At 70.1% G+C, this 17,757-nt stretch carries 17 protein-coding genes; 9 read left to right on the plus strand and 8 right to left on the minus strand.

Going from position 1 to position 17,757, the window contains the following annotated elements; translation table 11 throughout:
• The first annotated feature begins 142 nt into the window (after positions 1-142).
• The 3 genes from N7L95_RS08640 (at position 143) to N7L95_RS08650 (ending at position 3,819) form a co-directional block, all read left to right on the plus strand.
• Positions 143-820, plus strand: a complete 678-nt coding sequence (locus N7L95_RS08640) for a response regulator transcription factor (protein ID WP_301259410.1) — start codon at positions 143-145, stop codon at positions 818-820.
• Entirely contained in the window at positions 813-2,765 is a 1,953-nt protein-coding gene (locus tag N7L95_RS08645) for a sensor histidine kinase (RefSeq protein WP_301259411.1), read from the plus strand. The genes N7L95_RS08640 and N7L95_RS08645 overlap by 8 nt, the downstream gene beginning before the upstream one ends.
• 322 nt (positions 2,766-3,087) lie before the next feature.
• On the plus strand, positions 3,088-3,819 hold the full coding sequence (locus tag N7L95_RS08650) for a putative signal transducing protein (RefSeq protein ID WP_301259412.1): 732 nt from the start codon (positions 3,088-3,090) through the stop codon (positions 3,817-3,819).
• A gap of 88 nt (positions 3,820-3,907) precedes the next feature.
• Here N7L95_RS08650 and N7L95_RS08655 read toward each other — a convergent pair whose 3' ends face one another.
• Together N7L95_RS08655 and N7L95_RS08660 are read right to left on the minus strand one after the other, a co-directional pair.
• Positions 3,908-4,729 carry an alpha/beta fold hydrolase gene (locus N7L95_RS08655; protein ID WP_301259413.1) on the minus strand — a complete coding sequence of 274 codons (822 nt, stop codon included), beginning with the start codon at positions 4,727-4,729 and terminating at the stop codon, positions 3,908-3,910.
• Positions 4,726-5,628: a LysR substrate-binding domain-containing protein gene (locus N7L95_RS08660; RefSeq protein ID WP_301259414.1), complete on the minus strand. Its 903-nt coding sequence runs from the start codon at positions 5,626-5,628 to the stop codon at positions 4,726-4,728. The genes N7L95_RS08655 and N7L95_RS08660 overlap by 4 nt, the downstream gene beginning before the upstream one ends.
• Positions 5,629-5,728: 100 nt before the next feature.
• Between N7L95_RS08660 and N7L95_RS08665 the strand changes: the two genes are divergently transcribed.
• The 3 genes from N7L95_RS08665 to N7L95_RS08675 are packed head-to-tail and all read left to right on the plus strand — an operon-like array spanning position 5,729 to position 7,035.
• On the plus strand, positions 5,729-6,052 hold the full coding sequence (locus N7L95_RS08665; protein WP_301259415.1) for a carboxymuconolactone decarboxylase family protein: 324 nt from the start codon (positions 5,729-5,731) through the stop codon (positions 6,050-6,052).
• Positions 6,053-6,073: 21 nt separating this feature from the next.
• Positions 6,074-6,466 carry a tautomerase family protein gene (locus tag N7L95_RS08670; RefSeq protein ID WP_301259416.1) on the plus strand — a complete coding sequence of 131 codons (393 nt, stop codon included), beginning with the start codon at positions 6,074-6,076 and terminating at the stop codon, positions 6,464-6,466.
• A gap of 14 nt (positions 6,467-6,480) precedes the next feature.
• Positions 6,481-7,035, plus strand: coding sequence for a DUF4865 family protein (locus N7L95_RS08675; protein WP_301259417.1), 555 nt, complete (start codon positions 6,481-6,483; stop codon positions 7,033-7,035).
• Positions 7,036-7,171: 136 nt separating this feature from the next.
• Here N7L95_RS08675 and N7L95_RS08680 read toward each other — a convergent pair whose 3' ends face one another.
• Positions 7,172-7,534 (minus strand): DUF1428 domain-containing protein, encoded by a 363-nt coding sequence (locus N7L95_RS08680; protein WP_301259418.1) that lies wholly within the window; start codon positions 7,532-7,534, stop codon positions 7,172-7,174.
• 196 nt (positions 7,535-7,730) lie between these two features.
• Here N7L95_RS08680 and N7L95_RS08685 point away from each other — a divergent pair, with 196 nt between their 5' ends.
• Positions 7,731-8,129, plus strand: a complete 399-nt coding sequence (locus N7L95_RS08685; RefSeq protein WP_301259419.1) for a VOC family protein — start codon at positions 7,731-7,733, stop codon at positions 8,127-8,129.
• A 133-nt stretch (positions 8,130-8,262) separates the two neighbouring features.
• Here N7L95_RS08685 and N7L95_RS08690 read toward each other — a convergent pair whose 3' ends face one another.
• Positions 8,263-9,030 (minus strand): SDR family oxidoreductase, encoded by a 768-nt coding sequence (locus N7L95_RS08690; protein ID WP_301259421.1) that lies wholly within the window; start codon positions 9,028-9,030, stop codon positions 8,263-8,265.
• Positions 9,031-9,112: 82 nt separating this feature from the next.
• Here N7L95_RS08690 and N7L95_RS08695 point away from each other — a divergent pair, with 82 nt between their 5' ends.
• Entirely contained in the window at positions 9,113-9,550 is a 438-nt protein-coding gene (locus tag N7L95_RS08695) for a hypothetical protein (protein WP_301259422.1), read from the plus strand.
• A 46-nt stretch (positions 9,551-9,596) separates the two neighbouring features.
• On the opposite strand, the gene N7L95_RS08700 is transcribed toward N7L95_RS08695, so the two are convergent.
• The 4 genes from N7L95_RS08700 to N7L95_RS08715 all read right to left on the minus strand — a co-directional run bounded on the left by N7L95_RS08700 (position 9,597) and on the right by N7L95_RS08715 (position 16,835).
• Positions 9,597-10,790 (minus strand): sensor histidine kinase, encoded by a 1,194-nt coding sequence (locus N7L95_RS08700; RefSeq protein ID WP_301259423.1) that lies wholly within the window; start codon positions 10,788-10,790, stop codon positions 9,597-9,599.
• A 12-nt stretch (positions 10,791-10,802) separates the two neighbouring features.
• Positions 10,803-11,642 (minus strand): CheR family methyltransferase, encoded by an 840-nt coding sequence (locus N7L95_RS08705; RefSeq protein ID WP_301259425.1) that lies wholly within the window; start codon positions 11,640-11,642, stop codon positions 10,803-10,805.
• Complete coding sequence (locus N7L95_RS08710; RefSeq protein WP_301259426.1) at positions 11,639-15,193, minus strand: response regulator; 3,555 nt, start codon at positions 15,191-15,193, stop codon at positions 11,639-11,641. The genes N7L95_RS08705 and N7L95_RS08710 overlap by 4 nt, the downstream gene beginning before the upstream one ends.
• Before the next feature lie 328 nt (positions 15,194-15,521).
• On the minus strand, positions 15,522-16,835 hold the full coding sequence (locus N7L95_RS08715) for a hemolysin family protein (protein WP_301259427.1): 1,314 nt from the start codon (positions 16,833-16,835) through the stop codon (positions 15,522-15,524).
• A gap of 61 nt (positions 16,836-16,896) precedes the next feature.
• Between N7L95_RS08715 and N7L95_RS08720 the strand changes: the two genes are divergently transcribed.
• Positions 16,897-17,721: a symmetrical bis(5'-nucleosyl)-tetraphosphatase gene (locus N7L95_RS08720; protein WP_301259428.1), complete on the plus strand. Its 825-nt coding sequence runs from the start codon at positions 16,897-16,899 to the stop codon at positions 17,719-17,721.
• Positions 17,722-17,757: the final 36 nt, after the last annotated feature.

The raw sequence follows: 17,757 nt of genomic DNA on the forward strand, positions 1-17,757 counted from the left end.
GCCGCCTCGAGATGCCGCCATCGCCGGGCAGCATCACAAGCCGCCGGCCGCCCGCCAGCCAGGCAGCGCCGGCGGCCGATGTCGCGCAAACAGGGTACGCTGCCCCCTCGGCCCCCCGGCTTGCGGTCCCTACACTTTCGGCATGAAGTTGCGCGTACTCGTCATTGAGGACGACCCGAGCCTGCGTCTGGCCTTCATCGAGGCGGTGGCCACCACCACCGACATGGAAGTGGTCGGCCATGCCGGGAATCTGGCCGAGGGCGCCCGGCTCCTGCTATCCACCCGGCCCGACGTGCTGCTGGTGGACCTCGGCCTGCCGGACGGCAACGGTGTCCATCTCATCGAGCAGGCCGCCCGCAGCCTGCCGGACTGCGACGTGATGGTGGTCACCGTGTTCGGCGACGAGCGCCATGTGCTGGCCTCCATCGAGGCAGGCGCCACCGGCTACCTGCTGAAAGACGCCGAGGCGGCCGAGATCGTCGAGCAGATCCGCGTGCTGAAGGCCGGCGGCAGCCCGATCAGCGCCGTCATTGCCCGGCAATTGCTGCGGCGCTTCGCCGGCTGGACCCCGCCGCCGGCGGCCGCCCCGGCGCCGAGAAGTGCAGACACCGCCGCGGGCGACCACCTGCTGTCGCCCCGCGAGCGCGAGGTGCTGACCCTGTCCAGCAAAGGCTATAGCTTCGATGAAATCGCCACGATGCTGGCGCTCTCCCGCCACACCGTGACCAGCTTCGTGAAGCGCATCTACCGCAAGCTGCAGGTCCACTCGAAAACCGAGGCGGTCTACGAAGCGCGCCACCTGGGCCTCCTCGATGACTGAGCGCCTGCGCCGCTGGATGCTGCTGCTCGCGACGGCCTGTCTGCCGCTGCTCACGCTCGCCCGCACGGCACCGCTGCAGGACGCCGCCTGGCATGTCGAGGCGGCCGACCGCGCCATCACCGCCCGCGAGGACACTGCCACGGCGGCTGCCGCCGCCAGCCAGCCGCGGCCCGGCACGCTGAGCGACGGCCCACCCGCTCTCGACGACCGGCGCTGGGCCCCGGCCACCCTGCCCGACACGCGCCGGGCCGCGCTGGTGGTGCCGCTCGGCGAGCCGCAGCGCCGCATGATGGCCTGGTACCGCTTGCGCCTGCCGGCCCACGCTCCTGCCGGCACGCCGGCCGGCACCGACCGCTGGGCGCTCTACCTGCCACGCGTCACCACCCCCACGCTGGAGTTGTGGTGGCATGACGGCGCGCAATGGCGAGCCCTGACGCCGTCGCCGGTGGCCGTCCAGGAGCGCTGGAGCCGCCCGGTGCTGCTGGCCTGGCCCGAGGCAGCGCCGCCGGCCGAGGCGGTCCGGCTGGTCGCGCTCGGCCTGCCCTTGCGCGAAGCGACGCCCTATGCGGTCTCCAGCGCCTGGATCGGGCCGGAGGCCGCCCTGCGGCTGCGCGCAGAGTTGCGCCTCTCGCTGCAGAAGACGCTGCCGCAAGCGATGAGCGTGGCCATGGCCGCCCTCGGCCTGCTGGCGCTTGGCGTCTGGCTGCGGCGCCGCCGGGAACGCGCCTACCTCTACTTCGGCCTGGCCTGCCTGGCCTGGCCGCTGCGCAACCTGGAGCACTGGGCCGACCTGCCGGGCGACCCGGCCACCGCCGCCTGGCTCTGGTGGCTGGCGAACACCTCGATCTCCTGGGTGATGCTGGCCACTTACTGGTTCGTCTTTCACTTCGACAGCCGGCGGCACCCGGCGGTGGAGCGCGGGCTGCTCGCCCTCGTCACGCTGGGGGCGGTGCTGGGGCTGCCGCTGTGGCCCTTCAGTGCCTTGCTGCTGCAGCATGCCATCAACGCGCTCACCAGCCTGTGCGTCACGGGCCTGCTCACCGCGCGGGCCGTGCGCGGCGGCAGGCCGGAACTGCGGGTGATCGTCGCGGCCTTGTGGGCCTGCCTCGGCTTCGGGGTGCACGACTGGCTGCTCATCAGCATGACCGTCTCGCCCGAATCGATCCTGCTGTTGCCGTACGGGTCGGCGCTGCTGATCGGCAGCTTCCTGTTCATGGGCTGGCGGCGCTTCATCGGCGCCATCGAGCATGCGGAGGCGGTCAATGCCACGCTCGAGAGCCAGCTGGCCGAGCGCGAAGCGGCACTGGCCGCGCAACACGAGCAGCTGCGCCAGATCGAACGCCAGCAGGCGGTGCTGCTGGAGCGCCAACGCCTGATGCGGGACATGCACGACGGCGTCGGCGCGGCGCTCATCTCGGCGCTGCGGGTGGTCGAGCAAGGCTCGCCCTCGGCCAGCGGCGTGGCCGAGGTGCTGCGGGCTGCGGTGGATGACCTGCGCATCGCCATCGACTCGCTGGAGCCGATCGAGCACGACCTGGCCACCCTGCTGGCCGGCCTGCGCGCCCGCATGGGGCGCCGACTGGAAGGCGCCGGATTGACCCTGCACTGGTCCATGGCCGACCTGCCCCCCCTGCCCTGGCTCGATGCTCCCCAGGCCCTGCAGGTGCTGCGGCTGCTGCAGGAGGCCCTGGCCAACGCCATCAGGCATGCACAGGCGCGCAACGTCCGCATCGCGGCCAACACCGATCCCCAGGGCCGCCGCGTGTTCGTCGAAGTGGCGGACGACGGCACCGGCTTCCAGCCCGACCGGTCCGGTAGCGGCCGGGGCCTGGCCAACATGCGGCAGCGGGCGGCGAGCTTGCAAGGGCAGCTCGAGATCGACTCGGCGGCCGCCCGCGGGACCGTGGTTCGCCTCTGGTTGCCGGTCGAGTTGCCGGCGTCCTGACAGGCCCGGGTGCCGCCCGGCATTGCGATGCCGGCGGTCCGCTGGTCGAACCGGCCGCTGCCCCGCGCCCTGGGCGTGCGACGAGGCGCCTGGCTGGGCAGCGACAGCGGCCTCGGCTGCCGCCATCGCCATCGCCATCGCCATCGCCATCGCCATCGCCATCGCCAGCGGCGGCACGCGGCCCAGCCAGCCCCGCCAGCCGGCGCGCCGCCGGCACTTTCGTGACGGGCGACACGGCGAGGCCCGGCCTTCGGAACTGCCACGTTGCCAGCGGCCGCATCGCGCGTCATGCTCGCGCGCGCTCATCGTCCACAGCCCGCCCATGATTCCCGATCCCGACTCTCCCGCCGCCACCGCCGCACCAGACGCGCCGGCGCTCGACCTCGGCGAGATGCGCACCTTGACACGCACCACCACCCCCACCGAGGGGCACCTGCTGAAGTCCTGCCTGGTGGCCGCCGGCATCCCGGCCATGCTGGCCGACGCCCATCTGGCGCAGGCCCACCCCTTCCTCGCCGGCGCAGCGGGCGGCGTGCGGGTGATGGTGCCGGCGCAGCTGCTGGCCCCGGCCCGCCAGGTGCTGCAGGAGTTCCACAGCGGCAGCTTCGAGCTGGAGTCCGACGCGCCGGCGCCGTCGCTGGCACCGGCCACACCGCCGCCCCAGGACATTGCGCTGTGGAACCCCGATGCCGCCGCCTTCTGGAGCCTGTTCTTCACGCCGGTATTCGGCACCTTGCTGCATCTGCTCAACCGCCGTGCCCTGGGGGAGCGCCGCGTCCTGGGCGCCTGGGCCTGGCTGACGGCCAGCCTGGTCCTCAGTGTGGCCGGCCTCCTGGTCCTGATCGCGGCAGGCGGCCATCCGTCCTTGCGCATGAGCGTGGGGGCGGCGATGTCGACCTTCCTGCTCGTCTGGTACTTCAGCTCGGGCCTGGCGCACAGCCAGGCGGTGGCGCGCCTCTACGGCTCGCGCTACCGGCGACGGCCGCTGTTCAAGGCGTGGCTGGCCGGCGGCGCCTTCCTGGTCGTGCGACTGCTCCTCACCACACCGACGTAAGGCAGCGCCCACCGCCCCGCCTGCCGGCGAGCCGCAGCGCCGCGGACGGCGAGCCCGCCCCAGGGCCCACGGCCCGGCAGGCGGCCCGCTAGGGCCGCGCCGCCTCCCGCCCCGCCCCGCGCGCACCGCCGGGCCCATCGAGGAAACCACGAACCACCCGCAGGACGGCGCCTTCCTGCTCGCGATGCGGCACATGCCCGCAGGCAGGCAGGATCTCGAGGACGGCCGGCCCCTGCACCTGTGCAGCAATGCGCTCGGCATGGCTCAGCGACCCGTATTCATCGTCGCCGCCATGAATGGCCAGGACGGGGCAGGCGACACGCTGCAGTGCCGCGTCGAGCCGCCAGCCGCGAAAGTCCTCCGACAACCAGGTATCGACCCAAGCCCGCAGCACCCAGGGCGCCTTGTCGCCGAGGTACTTCCTCAACCGCTCCAGCGGCGCCGGCCCGGCAAACGCGTGCCGGGCGTTGCTCACGCCCTGGACGGTGCGGTCCTCCACGAAGGCCTGGGCCGATTCGGTCACCAGGGCGTGGCAACGTTCGCCAAACGCCGCGGCGCAGCCCGCCGCCATCGCACCGCCCACGCTGTGGCCGAACAGGACGAAGCGATCCAGCCGCAAGCGCTCGCGCACCGCTGAAAAAGCGCCGGCTGCCTCGTCCTCGATGAAGCCGGGCGGCAGGTCGCCAGGATGGGGATCGGACGCGCCGAAGCCAAGCCGGTCATAGGCGATCACGGTTCGCCCGGTGGCCTCCGACAACCGCTGCGGAAAGTCGCGCCACAGCGCCACGCAGCCCAGCGAGTCGTGCAACAGCACGATCGGCGCTTCATCACCGGCCGCATGCCAGGCCTTGGCGAACAGGCGGCCCGGGCCCGTGTCGATCCAGAGGGTCTCGGTGGACAGGTCGCTCATGCGGCGGCGGTGGTGCGCGAGGAGGCATCGCGCGCCGGCAGCCCGCTCCTCAGGTGGGCCAGCAACAGGGATTCCAGGCGCCGCACCGGCGCCGGCGGCTCGGCTTCGGCACGGTGCAGGTCGAGCCCGATCATGGGCAGGCGGGGCAGCGAGGGCACCACCGTGAGGGCCGCCGGCAGGCCGGCGCGGGTCCGCACCGTCACGCCCAGTCCGGCGCCCACTGCGGCCCAGATGCCCGAGAGGCTGGGGCTGGTGAAGGCGACCCGCCACGGCAGGTGGGCCCGGTCAAGCGCCGCAAGGGCGGCGCTGCGCATCAGGCAGGGCGCGTCCAGCACCGCCAGCGGCAAGGGCTCGCCCTCGGCTGGCAGCGGTGCGCCGTGGGCCGGCCCGATCCATTGCATCGCCAGCCGCCCCACGCGGCGCTGGTGCGGCGTGGCCACGCCGCCGTCCCAGGCCAGCGCCAGGTCCAGCCGGCCCCGCTGCACCTCGGCCAGCAGTTCGGCATGGCGTGCCAGCCGGGCCTGCACCCGCACCCGCGAATGCGCACGTGCAAAGCCGCCCAACACCGAGCTGAGCAGGCTCTCGCCGAAATCCTCCGGCAGGCCCAGGCGCACCTCGCCCTTCAGGTCGACTTCCCGCACCGCTTGCGCCGCCTCGTCGTTCAATTCGAGCAGCCGCCGGGCATAGCCCATCACCACCTCGCCAGCCGGCGTGAGCACCATGCCGCGGCCCGACTTCACCAGCACCGGCGTGCCCACCAGTGCGTCGAGCTTCTTCAGCTGCGCACTGACGGCCGAGGTGGACCGGCCCAGCCGGTCCGCCGCCTTGGCGAAGCTGCCCAGCTCCACGCCGGTCACCAGCGTGCGCAGCACGTCGAGATCGAAGGTGATCCGGCGCATTTCATCATCCTGTTTTATGGAACTGTCGGGCCAGAATTTTCTGATATTCAGGACGGTTTGTCAGGCCTAAGGTAGCGACCTCACAAGGAGTTTTCCTGCAATGACCGCCACCTTCTCCCCTGCATTGCCCGCGCATGCGATGTCGCGCGTGGCTCCCAAGCTCGCCGAGCTCAGCGAGCAGGTCTTGTTCAACGACGTGTGGGAACGCCCTCAGCTCGGCCGGCGTGACCGCAGCCTGATCACCGTCGCTGCGCTGGTCTCCCTCTGCCGGCTGGAGCAGCTGCCTTTCCACCTGCAGCGGGCGCTGGACAACGGCGTCACGCCGCAGGAGTTGTCCGAGCTCGTCACCCATCTGGCCTTCTATGCCGGCTGGCCCGCAGCCGCTTCGGCCTGCACCCTGCTTGCCCAAGCCACGTCGGCCTGAGTCCCACCCGAGGAGAACCCCATGCCCTATGCCCGCATCTCGCTGCTCCAAGGCAAGTCGCCCGAGCACCTGCGTGCCCTGTCCGACAGCCTGCACAGCGCCCTGGTGGAGGCCTTTGACGTGCCGCCCGACGATCGATTCCAGATCATCCACCAGCACGCGCCGGGCGAGCTGATCTACGACACCCACTACCTGGGCGGGCCCCGCAGTGCCGACTTCGTGTTGATCGCCATCACCGCCGGTCGCCCGCGGTCGCTGGACACCAAGCGGCGCTTCTACCGGCGCCTGGCCGAGCGCCTGGCACAGTCGCCGGGCATCGACAGCCGCGATGTGATGGTGGTCATCACCACCGCCGAGGCGGAGGACTGGTGCTTTGCCAACGGCACGTCCCTGGTGGACGCCACCGAGGTCTGAGGCCGGAGCGCACCATGCTTGCCATGCAATACAGCATCACGCTGCCCGCCAGCTTCGAGATGGACACCATCCGCGAGCGCATTGCCGCCAAAGGCCATCTGATGGACGGCTTCGGCGACCTGGCCTTCAAGGCCTTCCTCTATGCCTGCCGCGGAGTCGACGGCCCGCAGAACCTGTACGCGCCCTTCTACCTGTGGCACCGTCCGGAGGGCGCCACCCGCTTCCTGGCAGGCGAGGGCTTCGCCGTGCTGGCGCACGACTTCGGCCGGCCGTCGGTCAGCACCTGGCTCGTCCTCGGCGAAAGCCGCCGGGCCGACCTGAAGGGCGCCCGCTGGGCCACCCGCCAGATGCAGTGCATCGAGCCGCACAGCCGGCTGCCGGAGCTACAGGCCGGCGAAGCGCAGGCCATGCACCAGGCAGTGGCGGACACGGGCGCGCTCGCCGCGGTGTCGGCCTTCAGTCCGCAGGAGTGGCGGCTGGTGCAGCTGCGCCTGTGGGCCGAGGAGCCGCCGGCCGGGCCGGCGACTGGGCTGCAGCGCTATCGCGTCGGCCACGTCGCCACTGGCTGAGCGGCCGGTACCACGGCCTGCCCCCTGACACCAGGGCCGAAGCCTGGCGCCTGGCCTGCGCACGGGCCCCGCAGCGGGTGAGGCGGCGGGTTCGCGCGCGGGCGGCCGGTGACGCGGCAGGCCGCCGGCGCGCCGGTCACATCTCGATGATCGCCTTGAAGCCACCCCAGAACATGCGGGCGCCGTCGAAGGGCAAGGACGCAGGGTCCATCATGTCCTTCATGCGCGGGTCATCCATCACCTTGGCATTGACGGTGTCGCGATGCTCGCGCGACTCGAACACAATCCAGGAAAACACCACCACCTCGTCGTCCTTGAGCTGGACGCTCTGCGGGAACGAGGTGAGTTTGCCCGGCTTCACATCGTCGGCCACGCACTCCCAGTACTGCAGTGCGCCGTGCTCGCGCCAGACCGTGCCGGCCTTCTCTGCCAAGGCACGGTAGGCCTCGAGCTGCGCCTCGCGCACCGGCACCACATATCCGTCCACGTAGTGAGCCATTTGCATCTCCTCGAACGCCAGGGGCACGCTGCACCCGCTGGCAGGTTGTGGGTGCCAGGTATTGTGCGAGCCGGGCAGCGAGATGCACAGAGCCACTGCGTCGCTTGCGGCCATCGCCGTCCAGCCGACGGCGGTGGGCAGGTTCCCTGGCCGGCCGCCATGGCATAGTGCCCGGCCAGTGCAAAGGAGATCCCACATGCAGCCCCAACCCTTGATCGCGGTCCGTGACGTCCCGGCCAGCAGCCAGTGGTACCAGGCCGTGCTCGGCGGCCGCAGCGGGCACGGCGGCACCGAGTACGAACAACTGATGGTCGGCGACCGCATGGTGCTGCAGCTGCACGGATGGGACGCCCACCACCACCCGCACCTGGGCCGGCCCGAGTCGCGCCCCTATGGCAACGGCATCCTGCTGTGGTTCCAGGCCGAGCACTTCGATGAGGCGCTGCAGCGCATCCGAGCCGTGGGCGCGGAGGTGCTGGAGGGCCCCCTGGTGAACGCCAATGCCCAGCACCGCGAAATCTGGCTGCGCGATCCCGAGGGGTATGTGGTGGTGATCGCCGGGGCCTACGGCGACCTCGGCCCGGCGGCCAGCTGATCCACCACCGGCCGGCGTGCATGGCCGCAGTGGGCGGGCCTCGGCGCTTGGCGGGCGGCGGCAAGGCTTGCGCCCCCTCGCACCCAGTGGCGGAAACGGCTGGCGCTGCCGCGGCGCGGACCGGCCACCTTGCTCAGGTCCCGCCGATGTTCTGCATCAGCCCGCCGTCGACGAAATAACTGCTGCCCGTCACATAGCTGGCATCGTCGCTGGCCAGGAACAGCACCACCCGGGCGACCTCCTCGGGCCGGCCGGGACGCTGCATGGGGATGTTCTCGCGGGCCTGCTGCACGCCCTTCGGGTCGCTCAAGGCATCCGCCGTCATCGGCGTCGCGATCATGCCGGGCGCGACGTTGTTGATGCGCACGCCGTGGCTGGCCAGCTCCCGCGCCAGGTTGCGCGTCACCGAGCGCAAGCCGCCCTTGGCGGCGGAGTAAGAGGTGCCGCCCGGGATGGGGATCTCCTCGTGCACCGAGGTGACGTTGACGATGGCGCCGCCGCCCTGCTGCCGCATGTGCAAGGCCGCAGCCCGGCACAGCACCCACGGCGTCACGAGGTTGACGTTGAGCACGTCGACGAAATCATCGAGCGTGGTCTGCAGCGAGTCGTCCACGCCCGACATGCGGCCGGCACAGTTGACCAGCACCTGCAGCCCGCCCAGGCGCTGCAGGGCCTGGTCGAAGAAGAGCTGCGCCGCCTGCGGGTTGGAGAAGTCGGCTTGCAGCTGCTCGGCGCGGCGCCCGGCCTCGATCACCTGCCGGGCGGTTTCCGCAGCGCCTTCGTGGTCGCTGTGATAGTGGATCAACACGTCCGCGCCCGCTTGCGCGAACGCCACTGCAATAGCCCGGCCAATGCCGCTGTCGGCCCCGGTGACGATGGCCTTCCTGCCTGCCAGTTTCATGTACGTACCTCCGAACGATGAACGACGCCGCGGCAAGGCCCGTGCCACACGCGCAGGCGCGTCGCTTGCAAGGAAGGCGGCCATGAAGATCCTCCACCTGCCTGCCACGCATGACGCGGCCCACCGCCGGGCCCGCCCACCGCGCCTGCTGGCCGCCGCATTGCTGGCGGCGGCCCTCTCGTCCGCGGCCCAGCCGCCGACCACCGCCGCCGCCCCGGCCGCCGTGCAATCCACCTTCGACACACTGATGGACGCCACGCTCAAGAACGACGCGACGCGCTTCCATGCCGCCTGCCATGACGAGATCCGCAGCGCCGTCACCGCCGAGAAGCTGACCGGCGTCAACACCGCGGTGCAGCCGGTGCTGGGCCAGGGGTGGCGCACGCAGTACCTGGGCAGCTACCGAAAGACCGGCATGGACGTGCACTTGTTCAAGCTCGATCCGGCTGCCGGCGAGGATGACGTGCTGGTGGTGCTGGCGATGCGCGGCGGCAAGTGCGCCGGCTTCCTGCTGCAATGAAGGCCGTGCCGCGGGCCATGCGGCGCTGCCGGCGCGCCGGTATGAATTACCGGCCGCCGGCCGGTGGCGGCATCACCTGCGGCAGCGCAAAGCTGAAACAGGCGCCCTGGTCTGGCCGGCTTTCGGCCCAGACGCGGCCGCCATGCCGCTGCAGGATGCGCTTGACCGAGGCCAGTCCCACGCCAACGCCCTCGAAGGTGCTGGCCGAGTGCATGCGGAAGAAGGCGCTGAACAGCCGCTCGGCGGCGCTGCTGTCGAAGCCCACGCCGTTGTCGCGCACGTGGTAGATGCTCTCGCCATCGCGGCCCTCGCCGGTGATGGAGATGCACGCCGGGTCGCGGGTGCGGGAATACTTGAGGGCGTTGGACAGCAGGTTCATCCAGACCTGCCGCAGCAACTGCTCGTCGCCTTCGGCCGGCGGCAGCGGCTGCTGCACCTGCCATTCGATATTGCGGCCCAGCACTTCCGGCTGCAGCTGGTCGCGGCAGTCCTGCACCAGCGCGTCCATGTCCACCGGCGCGGTCTTCAGCTCACTGGCACCCAGGCGGGCGAATCGCAGGAACTCGCCGATCAGCGCCCGCATGCGTAGCGTGGAATCGCGGATGGTCAACAGGTACTGCTGCTCGTTGGCCTGCAGCTTGTCGGCAGCCGAGGCCTGCAGCAGCTCGACAAAGCCTTCCACATGGGTGAGGGGCGTGCGCAGGTCGTGCGACACGGCGGCGCAGAAGGCGTCCAGCTCGGCATTGGCGGCTGCCAGCTCGCCATTGCGCGCCTCCAGCAACAGGTTCAGTGCCTCCAGCTCGGCAGCGGCCCGCTCCCGTTCGCGGATCTCTCGCTTCAAGCTGGCCCGCGCCTGCTCCAGCTCGATGAAGACCTCCACCTTGGCACGCAGGATGGCGGGCACCACCGGCTTGGTCAGGTAGTCCACCGCACCGGCCGAGTAGCCCTCGAAGACCATCTCCGGGCTCTTCTCCAGGCCGGTGAGGAAGATGATCGGCGTGGTCTGCGAGCGCCGTCGCGACCGGATCAAACTGGCTGTCTCGATGCCACTCATGTCCGGCATCCGGACATCGAGCAGGATCACCGCGAAGTCGTCCTCCAGCACCCGCCGCAGTGCTTCGTGGCCCGACTGCGCCTGCACCAGCCGCTGGCCCAGCGGCCCCAGCACCGCTTCCAGCGCCAGCAGGTTGGCCGGCTCATCGTCCACCATCAGGATGTTGACTGCATCGCTGTCCGTCATGGTGGTCCTTGGCTAGCGCATCCTGCGAAACAGTGGCTCGTGGGCGTCGATGCGTTCATAGTCACGCTGGTGCGTCGAGTTCATCAGCGACTCGCTGCTGCCCAGCGCCAGGAAGCCCAGCGGCGTCAGGCTCTCGTGGATCATCGAGAAGGCGCGCGCCTGCGCGCGGTGGTCGAGGTACATCAGCACGTTGCGGCACGAGACCAGGTGGAACTCATTGAAGGACATGTCGCTCACCAGGTTGTGCACTGCGAACACCGCGTTGCCCAACAGGTGCGGGCGGAACCGGCTGTGGCCGTCCGCCACCTCGAAGTAGTCGAGGAACCGGCAGGTGCCACCCGCTGCGCGGTAATTTGCTTCATAGTCCCCCAGCAGGGAAGCATCCACCATGCCCGAGTGCGCGGTGGTCAATACCGATTCGCTGAGGTCGGTGCCGTAGAGCGTACACCGCTCGCCCAGCCCGGCCTCCTCCAGCAGGATGCGCAGCGAGAACAGTTCCTGCCCCGTCGAACATCCGGCCACCCAGATGCGCGGATGCGGATAGGTGCTCAGGTAGGGCACCACCTGCTCGCGCAACTGCAGGAAGAAGCTGGGATCGCGAAACATCGAGGTGACGTGCAGCGTCAGCGCGGCGCGCAGCCGGGCCAGGCAGTCGCGGTCCTGGCTTGCCTTCTTCAACAGTCCGTCGAGCCCGTCGACCTGCTCTGCCTCGACGCGCCGCAACACGCGGCGCAGCATGGTCGGGTGCTTGTACTGGCGAAAGTCCTCGCCCGTATGCTCGTACACGAGTTGCAGCAAGGCGTTCAAGGCATTGCGCAGCTCGTCGGTCAGCGCCGTCTCGAACTTGTTCATTGTTGTTTGGCGTCGGTCAGGAAGACCCGCAGCATGGCCCGCAGGCGGTCCATGTCCACCGGCTTGGTGAGGTAGTCCGAGGCGCCTGCGTCAATGCAGCGCTGGCGGTCACCCGGCATGGCCTTGGCGGTGATGGCGATCACCGGCAGGCGCTGCAGGCCCGGCATGGCACGCAGCCGGCGCATCGCCTCGAAGCCGTCCATCTTCGGCATCATCACGTCCATCAGCACCGCATCCAGGTCATCGTGCTCCTGCAGCAGGCGCAGCGCCTCTTCGCCGCTTTCCGCATGCTGCAACACTATCCCGTAGGCCTCGAGCGCGGCGGTGGTGGCGAAGATGTTGCGCATGTCGTCATCCACCACCAGCACGCGTCGGCCGGACAGCACCGGGTCTTCCTGGTGGCCGCGCTCGATCATGCGCTGCTTGGTCTCGGGCAGGCGCAGCTCCTGGCGGTTGAGCAGCAGGGCCGTCTCGCCCAGCAGGCGCTCGGGCGAGCGCGCGCCCTTGACGATGATGGCCTCCGCAATAGGCTTGAGCGCGGCCTCCTCGGCACGTGTCAGCTCGCGGCCGGTATAGATCACCACCGGCGGGCAGTGCGCATCGAACTGCTCGTGCATGCGGGCGAGCAGCTCGGCGCCTTCCATGTCGGGCAAGCCCAGGTCGAGCACCACGCAGTCGAACGGCGTGGCCGACATGGCGTCCAGCGCCTGCTGGCCGGATCCGACACCCGTGGCATAGACGTCGCCGTTGCCGATCAGGTCAAGGATGGCCTGGCGCTGCACCGCGTCGTCCTCCACCACCAGCAGGGTCCGGTAGGGCCGCGCCAGCCGCTCCAGGTGCGGGCCCAGCACGCCTTCGAGCACCGACCGGCTCAGCCCGGTGGACGGAATGGCCGAGGCGGCGCCGAGCCGCAGCGCCCGGTCACGTTCGCCCGGCGCGCACACCAGGTGCACCGGCACGTAGCGGGTGCGCACGTTCTGCTTCAGGACGCCGAGCGTGACCCAGCCCTGCTCCCCGTCCATCGCGGCCTCCAGGACGATCATCAGCGGCCAGGAGCGCTCGCACAGGCTGGCCACCTGCGAGAGGTCGGAGACCGTGAGCGTCTCCACCGAATGGGCGGTGGCGATCTCCGTCACTTGCTCGACCACCCGCTGGTCGCTGAAAGCCACGATGAGTCGGCGCGCGGTCTGCTGGGCCGCCTGCTTGCGGGCGGCCGCGCTGGCCGCTGGCGTGGGCGAAGGCAGCTGGGCCGCCGGCGTGGCGGTGGCGGGGGGCACGGCCTCGCCGGCGGCAGCCGGGAACTGTGCCGCCTTCAATGGCAGGTAGAGCGTGAACACACTGCCTTCGCCCAGCTTGCTCTGCACCCGCAGGGTGCCGCCCAGCATGGCGGCCAGCTTCTGGCTGATGGACAGGCCCAGCCCGGTGCCGCCGTACTTGCGGGCCGTGCCCCGGTCGCCCTGGTGGAAGGAGTCGAAGATGCGCTCCTGCTGCTCCGGCGCGATGCCGATGCCGCTGTCTCGCACTGCCAGCGCCACCCAGGCACCTTGCGCGGCAGCTTCGCTCGCCTCGTCCAGCCCGGCAGGCGCTGCGCTGGGTCCGATGGTGAAGACCACCTGGCCTTGCTCGGTGAACTTGAAGGCGTTGGACAGCAGATTCTTGACAATCTGCCAGACCCGGCGCGAGTCGGTCTGGATCGCCCCGGGCAGCTGCTCGTCAAGCCGGGTCTGGAAGCCGACGCCCTTGCTGTCGGCCATTGCGCGGAAGGTGCCTTCCGCGGAGCGGATCAGCTCGGCCAGGCTGACGTCCTCGGTGTCGATCTGCACCGTGCCGGACTCGATCTTGGCCAGGTCGAGGATGTCGTTGATCAGGGCCAGCAGGTCTTCGCCGGCGTCGTGGATGGTGCGGGCGTACTGCACCTGCTTGGCGTTCAGCGTGCCTTCGGGGTTCTCGGACAGCAGCTGCGACAGGATCAGCAGGCTGTTGAGCGGGGTGCGCAGCTCGTGCGACATGTTGGCGAGGAACTCGGACTTGTAGGCCGAGGCCGCGCTGAGCTGGCGCGCCTGGTCCTGCAGTGCCAGCGTGCTGTGGCGCAACTCGGCGTTGGCTTCCTCGTACTCCTCGTTGGCCTGCTGCAGCCGCTCCCGCTGCTCGCGCAGCAGGCTGTCGGACTGGCGCAGCTCCTCGGCCTGCGCCTCCAGTTCGTCGAACGACTGGGTCAGCTCGGTCTGCTTGGCCTGCAGGCTGGCGGTGAGCCGGTTCGACTCGCTCAGCGCCGCTTCCAGGGCCTCGCGTGCTTCCAGCCCGTTGAGCACCACCGCCAGGCTGGGCATGAAGCGATCGAGGAATTCCCGTTCCACCTCCGTCACCCGGCGCACGAAGCCCAGCTCAATGACCGCCTTCACATGGTGCTCGTAGACGGCCGGCAGCACCAGGATCTCCACCGGCGGTGCCGCGCCCAGCGCCGAACTGACCCGTGCATACCCTTCCGGCACCGGGCTGAGCTGCATCACCCGTGCCTCGGCGCAGCACTGCCCCACCAGGCCCTGGCCCAGCTCCACATGCGCCGGGGTGTCGGTCGCGCCATAGGTGGTGCAACGGTCCAGTCCCTGCTCGCCGCCGGTCTTGCGGCGGGTGTACAGCACCGCATAAGGCGCGCCGACCAGCGGCGCCAACTCGCTCAGGGCCCGGTGGCAGAACTCCTGCAACCGGAACTGCCCCTGGAACAGGGGCATGAAGCGGGCCAGCGAAGACTGGATCCAGTCTTCCTGCGAGAGCCGTTCCTCGCGTTGCTGCACCTGCGCCGTCATTGCATTGAACATGCTGGCGACCAGGCCGATCTCGTCGCGCGACTCCGGCACCCGGTAGTGGTAGTCGCCGCCGCCGACCCGCTCGGCGCCTTGCTGCAACTGGCGCAGCGGCACGACGATGCTGCGCACCGTCAGCAGCAGGAGCAGTGCCACGACCACCAGCGTCAAGGCGGTGGTGCCGGCAATGAGCAGCCGCGTACTTTCCGCGGTGCTTTCCGCACGCTGGCGGCGCGACTGCAGCAGGCGCCGCTCGTGCTCGCTGAGGTCGGAGAGGATCTCCCGCGTGCGTTCGGACAGGCGGGCGCTTTCGCGTTGCAGGTCTTGCGAGAGTTGGTCGATGCCCGCCGGACGCGCGCCGCCGCGCTCGACCAGCCGGCCCAGCACCCCCATGCGGCGCTGGGCCATCGTTTCGAACTCGCTCAGTCGGACCTGCTGCTCCCAGTTGTCGGCGATGCGCTGGCGCAAGGTCTCGATGGAGGTCTGCAGGTGGATGCGGGCGGACTGGAAGCGCTGCAGGTAGTCTTGCTCGCCCACCAGGCGGTAAGCCCGCGCATTGCTCTCGGCCTCGGCCAGCTGGGAGGCGGTGTCGCTGATGCTGTGCATCACCTCCACGGTATGGGTGACCCAGCGCTCGTCGTTTTCTATCGCTTCCATCCGGCCGAACGCCACGCCGCCGACGATGAGCAGGCCGAGCAGGGCCGGCACCAAGCCCAGCCCCAGGCGCATCGGGATGGAAAGTGTCATCTGCTCTTGCTCCCCGGCCTCGACCAGAACCGCCATGCCGACTGTCGGCCTAGGGCTTCAGCAAGCCACATGCCTGTCTGGGTGGCGACCTGGGACGGGAAGCGCCATGGACACCATGCAACTGGGGTCGCGCCTTGGGGACGCGGGTGGGCGGCACGGCCGGCGGCCCCCATGCAACGCGAACCGCGCTGCGCGCTGTGGGCGGCGACACCGGGTGGCTGGCTGGCCACCGTCGCGTGCCGCGCCATGCGGCCCGCGGCGCAGCGGCTGGCAAGGGCGCCGCCGCCGCGAAGATTGGCTTGGCGGCCGGCACCGGCCGGGCGAAGCGTCAGCCTTCGGCGCTGTCCTCGGCCGGCTCGGCGATGCGGCTGGCCAGCACCTTGTCGACGCGCTTGCCGTCGAGGTCCACCACCTCGTAGCGCCAGCCGGCCCACTCGACCGCATCGGCCGTCTTGGGCAGGCGGCCGAGCAGCAACATGATCATGCCGGCCAGCGTGTTGTAGCGGCCGCGGTCTTCGTCGGGCAGCTCGCGCACGCGCAGGCGGTCCTTCAGCTCATGCACCGGGATCAGGCCGTCGATGAGCCAGGAGCCGTCCTCGCGCTGCACCATCCAGGCATCGTCCGGACGGTTGGCGGAACTGAACTCGCCGGTGATCGTTTCCAGCACGTCCTGCAGGGTGATCATGCCCTGGATCTCGCCGTACTCGTCGACCACGAACACCATCTGCATGTCCGAGGCACGGAAGCTCTCGAGCAGTTCCATGCCGGTGAGCGTTTCCGGCACGAACACCGGCGCCTGCAGGTTGGTGGCCGTGAGGTCGACGCCCTGGCCCTGGGCCAGCTGCTGCAGGAGCTGGCGGGCGGCAACGAAGCCGATGACGTCCTCCAGCCCACCCCGGCAGACCGGGTAGCGGGAATGTTCGGTCTGGGCAATGATGTCCAGCGCCGCCTGCGGCTCGGAAGCATCGAGCCAGACGATGTCGCCCCGCGGGATCATCATCGAGGACACCTGCCGCTCGTCCAGGCGGAACACGTTGCGCACCATCTGGTGCTCCTGCGCCTCGATGACACCGGCATCGACGCCTTCCTCGAGGCTGGCGGCGATTTCCTCCTCGGTCACGTGGCGGCTCGGCGCCTCCTTGATGCCCAGCAGCTTGAGCACCGCCTGGGTGGCCACCGACAGCACCACCACGAAGGGCTTGACGCCGTACGACAGCCAGTTCATCGGCTGCGCCACCAGGCGCGCGACCGACTCCGGGTACATCTGGCCCAGGCGCTTGGGCACCAGCTCGCCGAAGATGATGGTGAGGAAGGTGATGATGACCACCACCAGCGCGGTGGCCGCCACATTGGTGACGCCTTCGCTGAGCTGCAGCTGCTCGCGCATCCAGGCGGCCAGCGGTTGCGAGAAGGCGGCGTCGCCGACGATGCCGTTGAGCACGCCGATGGAGGTGATGCCGATCTGCACCAGCGAGAGGAAGCGCGTCGGGTCGTCGTGCAGCTCCATCGCTGCGCGGGCGCCGGCGTCGCCGCCTTCCACCATCACTTGCAGGCGGGCCTTGCGCACGGCGGTGAGGGCCATCTCCGACATGGCGAACACGCCGTTCAGGAGCACGAGGAAGATCAGTAAGGCAACGTCCATGCAGGGCCGGCGCGGGCGCGGGGAAAATTTGAAACCGCAGCAGCGTAGCAGAATCGCGGCCATGATCTATCTCATTGGCGATCTGCAGGGCTGTTGCCAGGCCCTGGAGCGGCTGTTGCAGCAGCTCGATTTCAGTCCCTCGCGGGACCGGCTCTACCTGCTGGGCGACCTGGTCAACCGGGGCCCCTGCTCGCTGGAGGTGCTGCAGAGGCTGCACGGCTTGGGCGATGCGGCCACCTGCCTGCTCGGCAACCACGACCTGCACCTGCTGGCGGTGGCGCACGGGGTCCGGCCACCCCACCGGCGCGACACGCTGCAGCCGGTGCTGGACGCCCCGGACCGTGAGCAATGGCTGTACTGGTTGCGGCACCAGCGCCTGGCGGTGCACGAGCATGGCTGGCTGATGGTGCATGCCGGCGTGGTGCCGCAATGGGACCTGGCGCTGACACTGCAGCTCGCGGGCGAGGTGGAGGCGCAGCTGCGCAGCCCCGACCACGGCGACTTCCTGCAGGTGATGTACGGCAACCAGCCGGCCCGCTGGACCGACGAGCTGCGCGGCCATGACCGCCTGCGCAATGCAGTGAATACCCTGACCCGCATCCGCTTCTGTACACCCGACGGGCATCTGGAATTCGCTGCCAAGGAGGAAGCCGCCAAGGCCCCGGACGGCTACATGCCCTGGTTCGAGGTGCCGGGTCGCCGCACCGCAGGGACGCCGATCGCCTTTGGTCACTGGTCCACGCTGGGCTTGATGCAGCGGGAGGACCTGCTGGCGCTGGACACCGGCTGCGTCTGGGGCGGCCGGCTGTCCGCCGCCCGACTCGAGCAGGGCCGGGTGGCGGAGGTGATCCAGGTCGAGTGCGAGCAGTCGCAGGCGCCGGGTTGAGCGGGCCGCCGCGTTGAGTAGAATGGCCGGCTTGCT

Source organism: Eleftheria terrae (assembly GCF_030419005.1).
Taxonomy (GTDB): domain Bacteria; phylum Pseudomonadota; class Gammaproteobacteria; order Burkholderiales; family Burkholderiaceae_C; genus Caldimonas; species Caldimonas terrae.

Bases quoted from the DNA above. Each gene is read 5' to 3' on its own strand.
- N7L95_RS08640 (WP_301259410.1), top strand. From the start codon at position 143: ATGAAGTTGCGCGTACTCGTCATTGAGGACGACCCGAGCCTGCGTCTG.
- N7L95_RS08645 (WP_301259411.1), top strand. From the start codon at position 813: ATGACTGAGCGCCTGCGCCGCTGGATGCTGCTGCTCGCGACGGCCTGT.
- N7L95_RS08650 (WP_301259412.1), top strand. From the start codon at position 3,088: ATGATTCCCGATCCCGACTCTCCCGCCGCCACCGCCGCACCAGACGCG.
- N7L95_RS08655 (WP_301259413.1), bottom strand. From the start codon at position 4,729: ATGAGCGACCTGTCCACCGAGACCCTCTGGATCGACACGGGCCCGGGC.
- N7L95_RS08660 (WP_301259414.1), bottom strand. From the start codon at position 5,628: ATGCGCCGGATCACCTTCGATCTCGACGTGCTGCGCACGCTGGTGACC.
- N7L95_RS08665 (WP_301259415.1), top strand. From the start codon at position 5,729: ATGACCGCCACCTTCTCCCCTGCATTGCCCGCGCATGCGATGTCGCGC.
- N7L95_RS08670 (WP_301259416.1), top strand. From the start codon at position 6,074: ATGCCCTATGCCCGCATCTCGCTGCTCCAAGGCAAGTCGCCCGAGCAC.
- N7L95_RS08675 (WP_301259417.1), top strand. From the start codon at position 6,481: ATGCTTGCCATGCAATACAGCATCACGCTGCCCGCCAGCTTCGAGATG.
- N7L95_RS08680 (WP_301259418.1), bottom strand. From the start codon at position 7,534: ATGGCTCACTACGTGGACGGATATGTGGTGCCGGTGCGCGAGGCGCAG.
- N7L95_RS08685 (WP_301259419.1), top strand. From the start codon at position 7,731: ATGCAGCCCCAACCCTTGATCGCGGTCCGTGACGTCCCGGCCAGCAGC.
- N7L95_RS08690 (WP_301259421.1), bottom strand. From the start codon at position 9,030: ATGAAACTGGCAGGCAGGAAGGCCATCGTCACCGGGGCCGACAGCGGC.
- N7L95_RS08695 (WP_301259422.1), top strand. From the start codon at position 9,113: ATGAAGATCCTCCACCTGCCTGCCACGCATGACGCGGCCCACCGCCGG.
- N7L95_RS08700 (WP_301259423.1), bottom strand. From the start codon at position 10,790: ATGACGGACAGCGATGCAGTCAACATCCTGATGGTGGACGATGAGCCG.
- N7L95_RS08705 (WP_301259425.1), bottom strand. From the start codon at position 11,642: ATGAACAAGTTCGAGACGGCGCTGACCGACGAGCTGCGCAATGCCTTG.
- N7L95_RS08710 (WP_301259426.1), bottom strand. From the start codon at position 15,193: ATGACACTTTCCATCCCGATGCGCCTGGGGCTGGGCTTGGTGCCGGCC.
- N7L95_RS08715 (WP_301259427.1), bottom strand. From the start codon at position 16,835: ATGGACGTTGCCTTACTGATCTTCCTCGTGCTCCTGAACGGCGTGTTC.
- N7L95_RS08720 (WP_301259428.1), top strand. From the start codon at position 16,897: ATGATCTATCTCATTGGCGATCTGCAGGGCTGTTGCCAGGCCCTGGAG.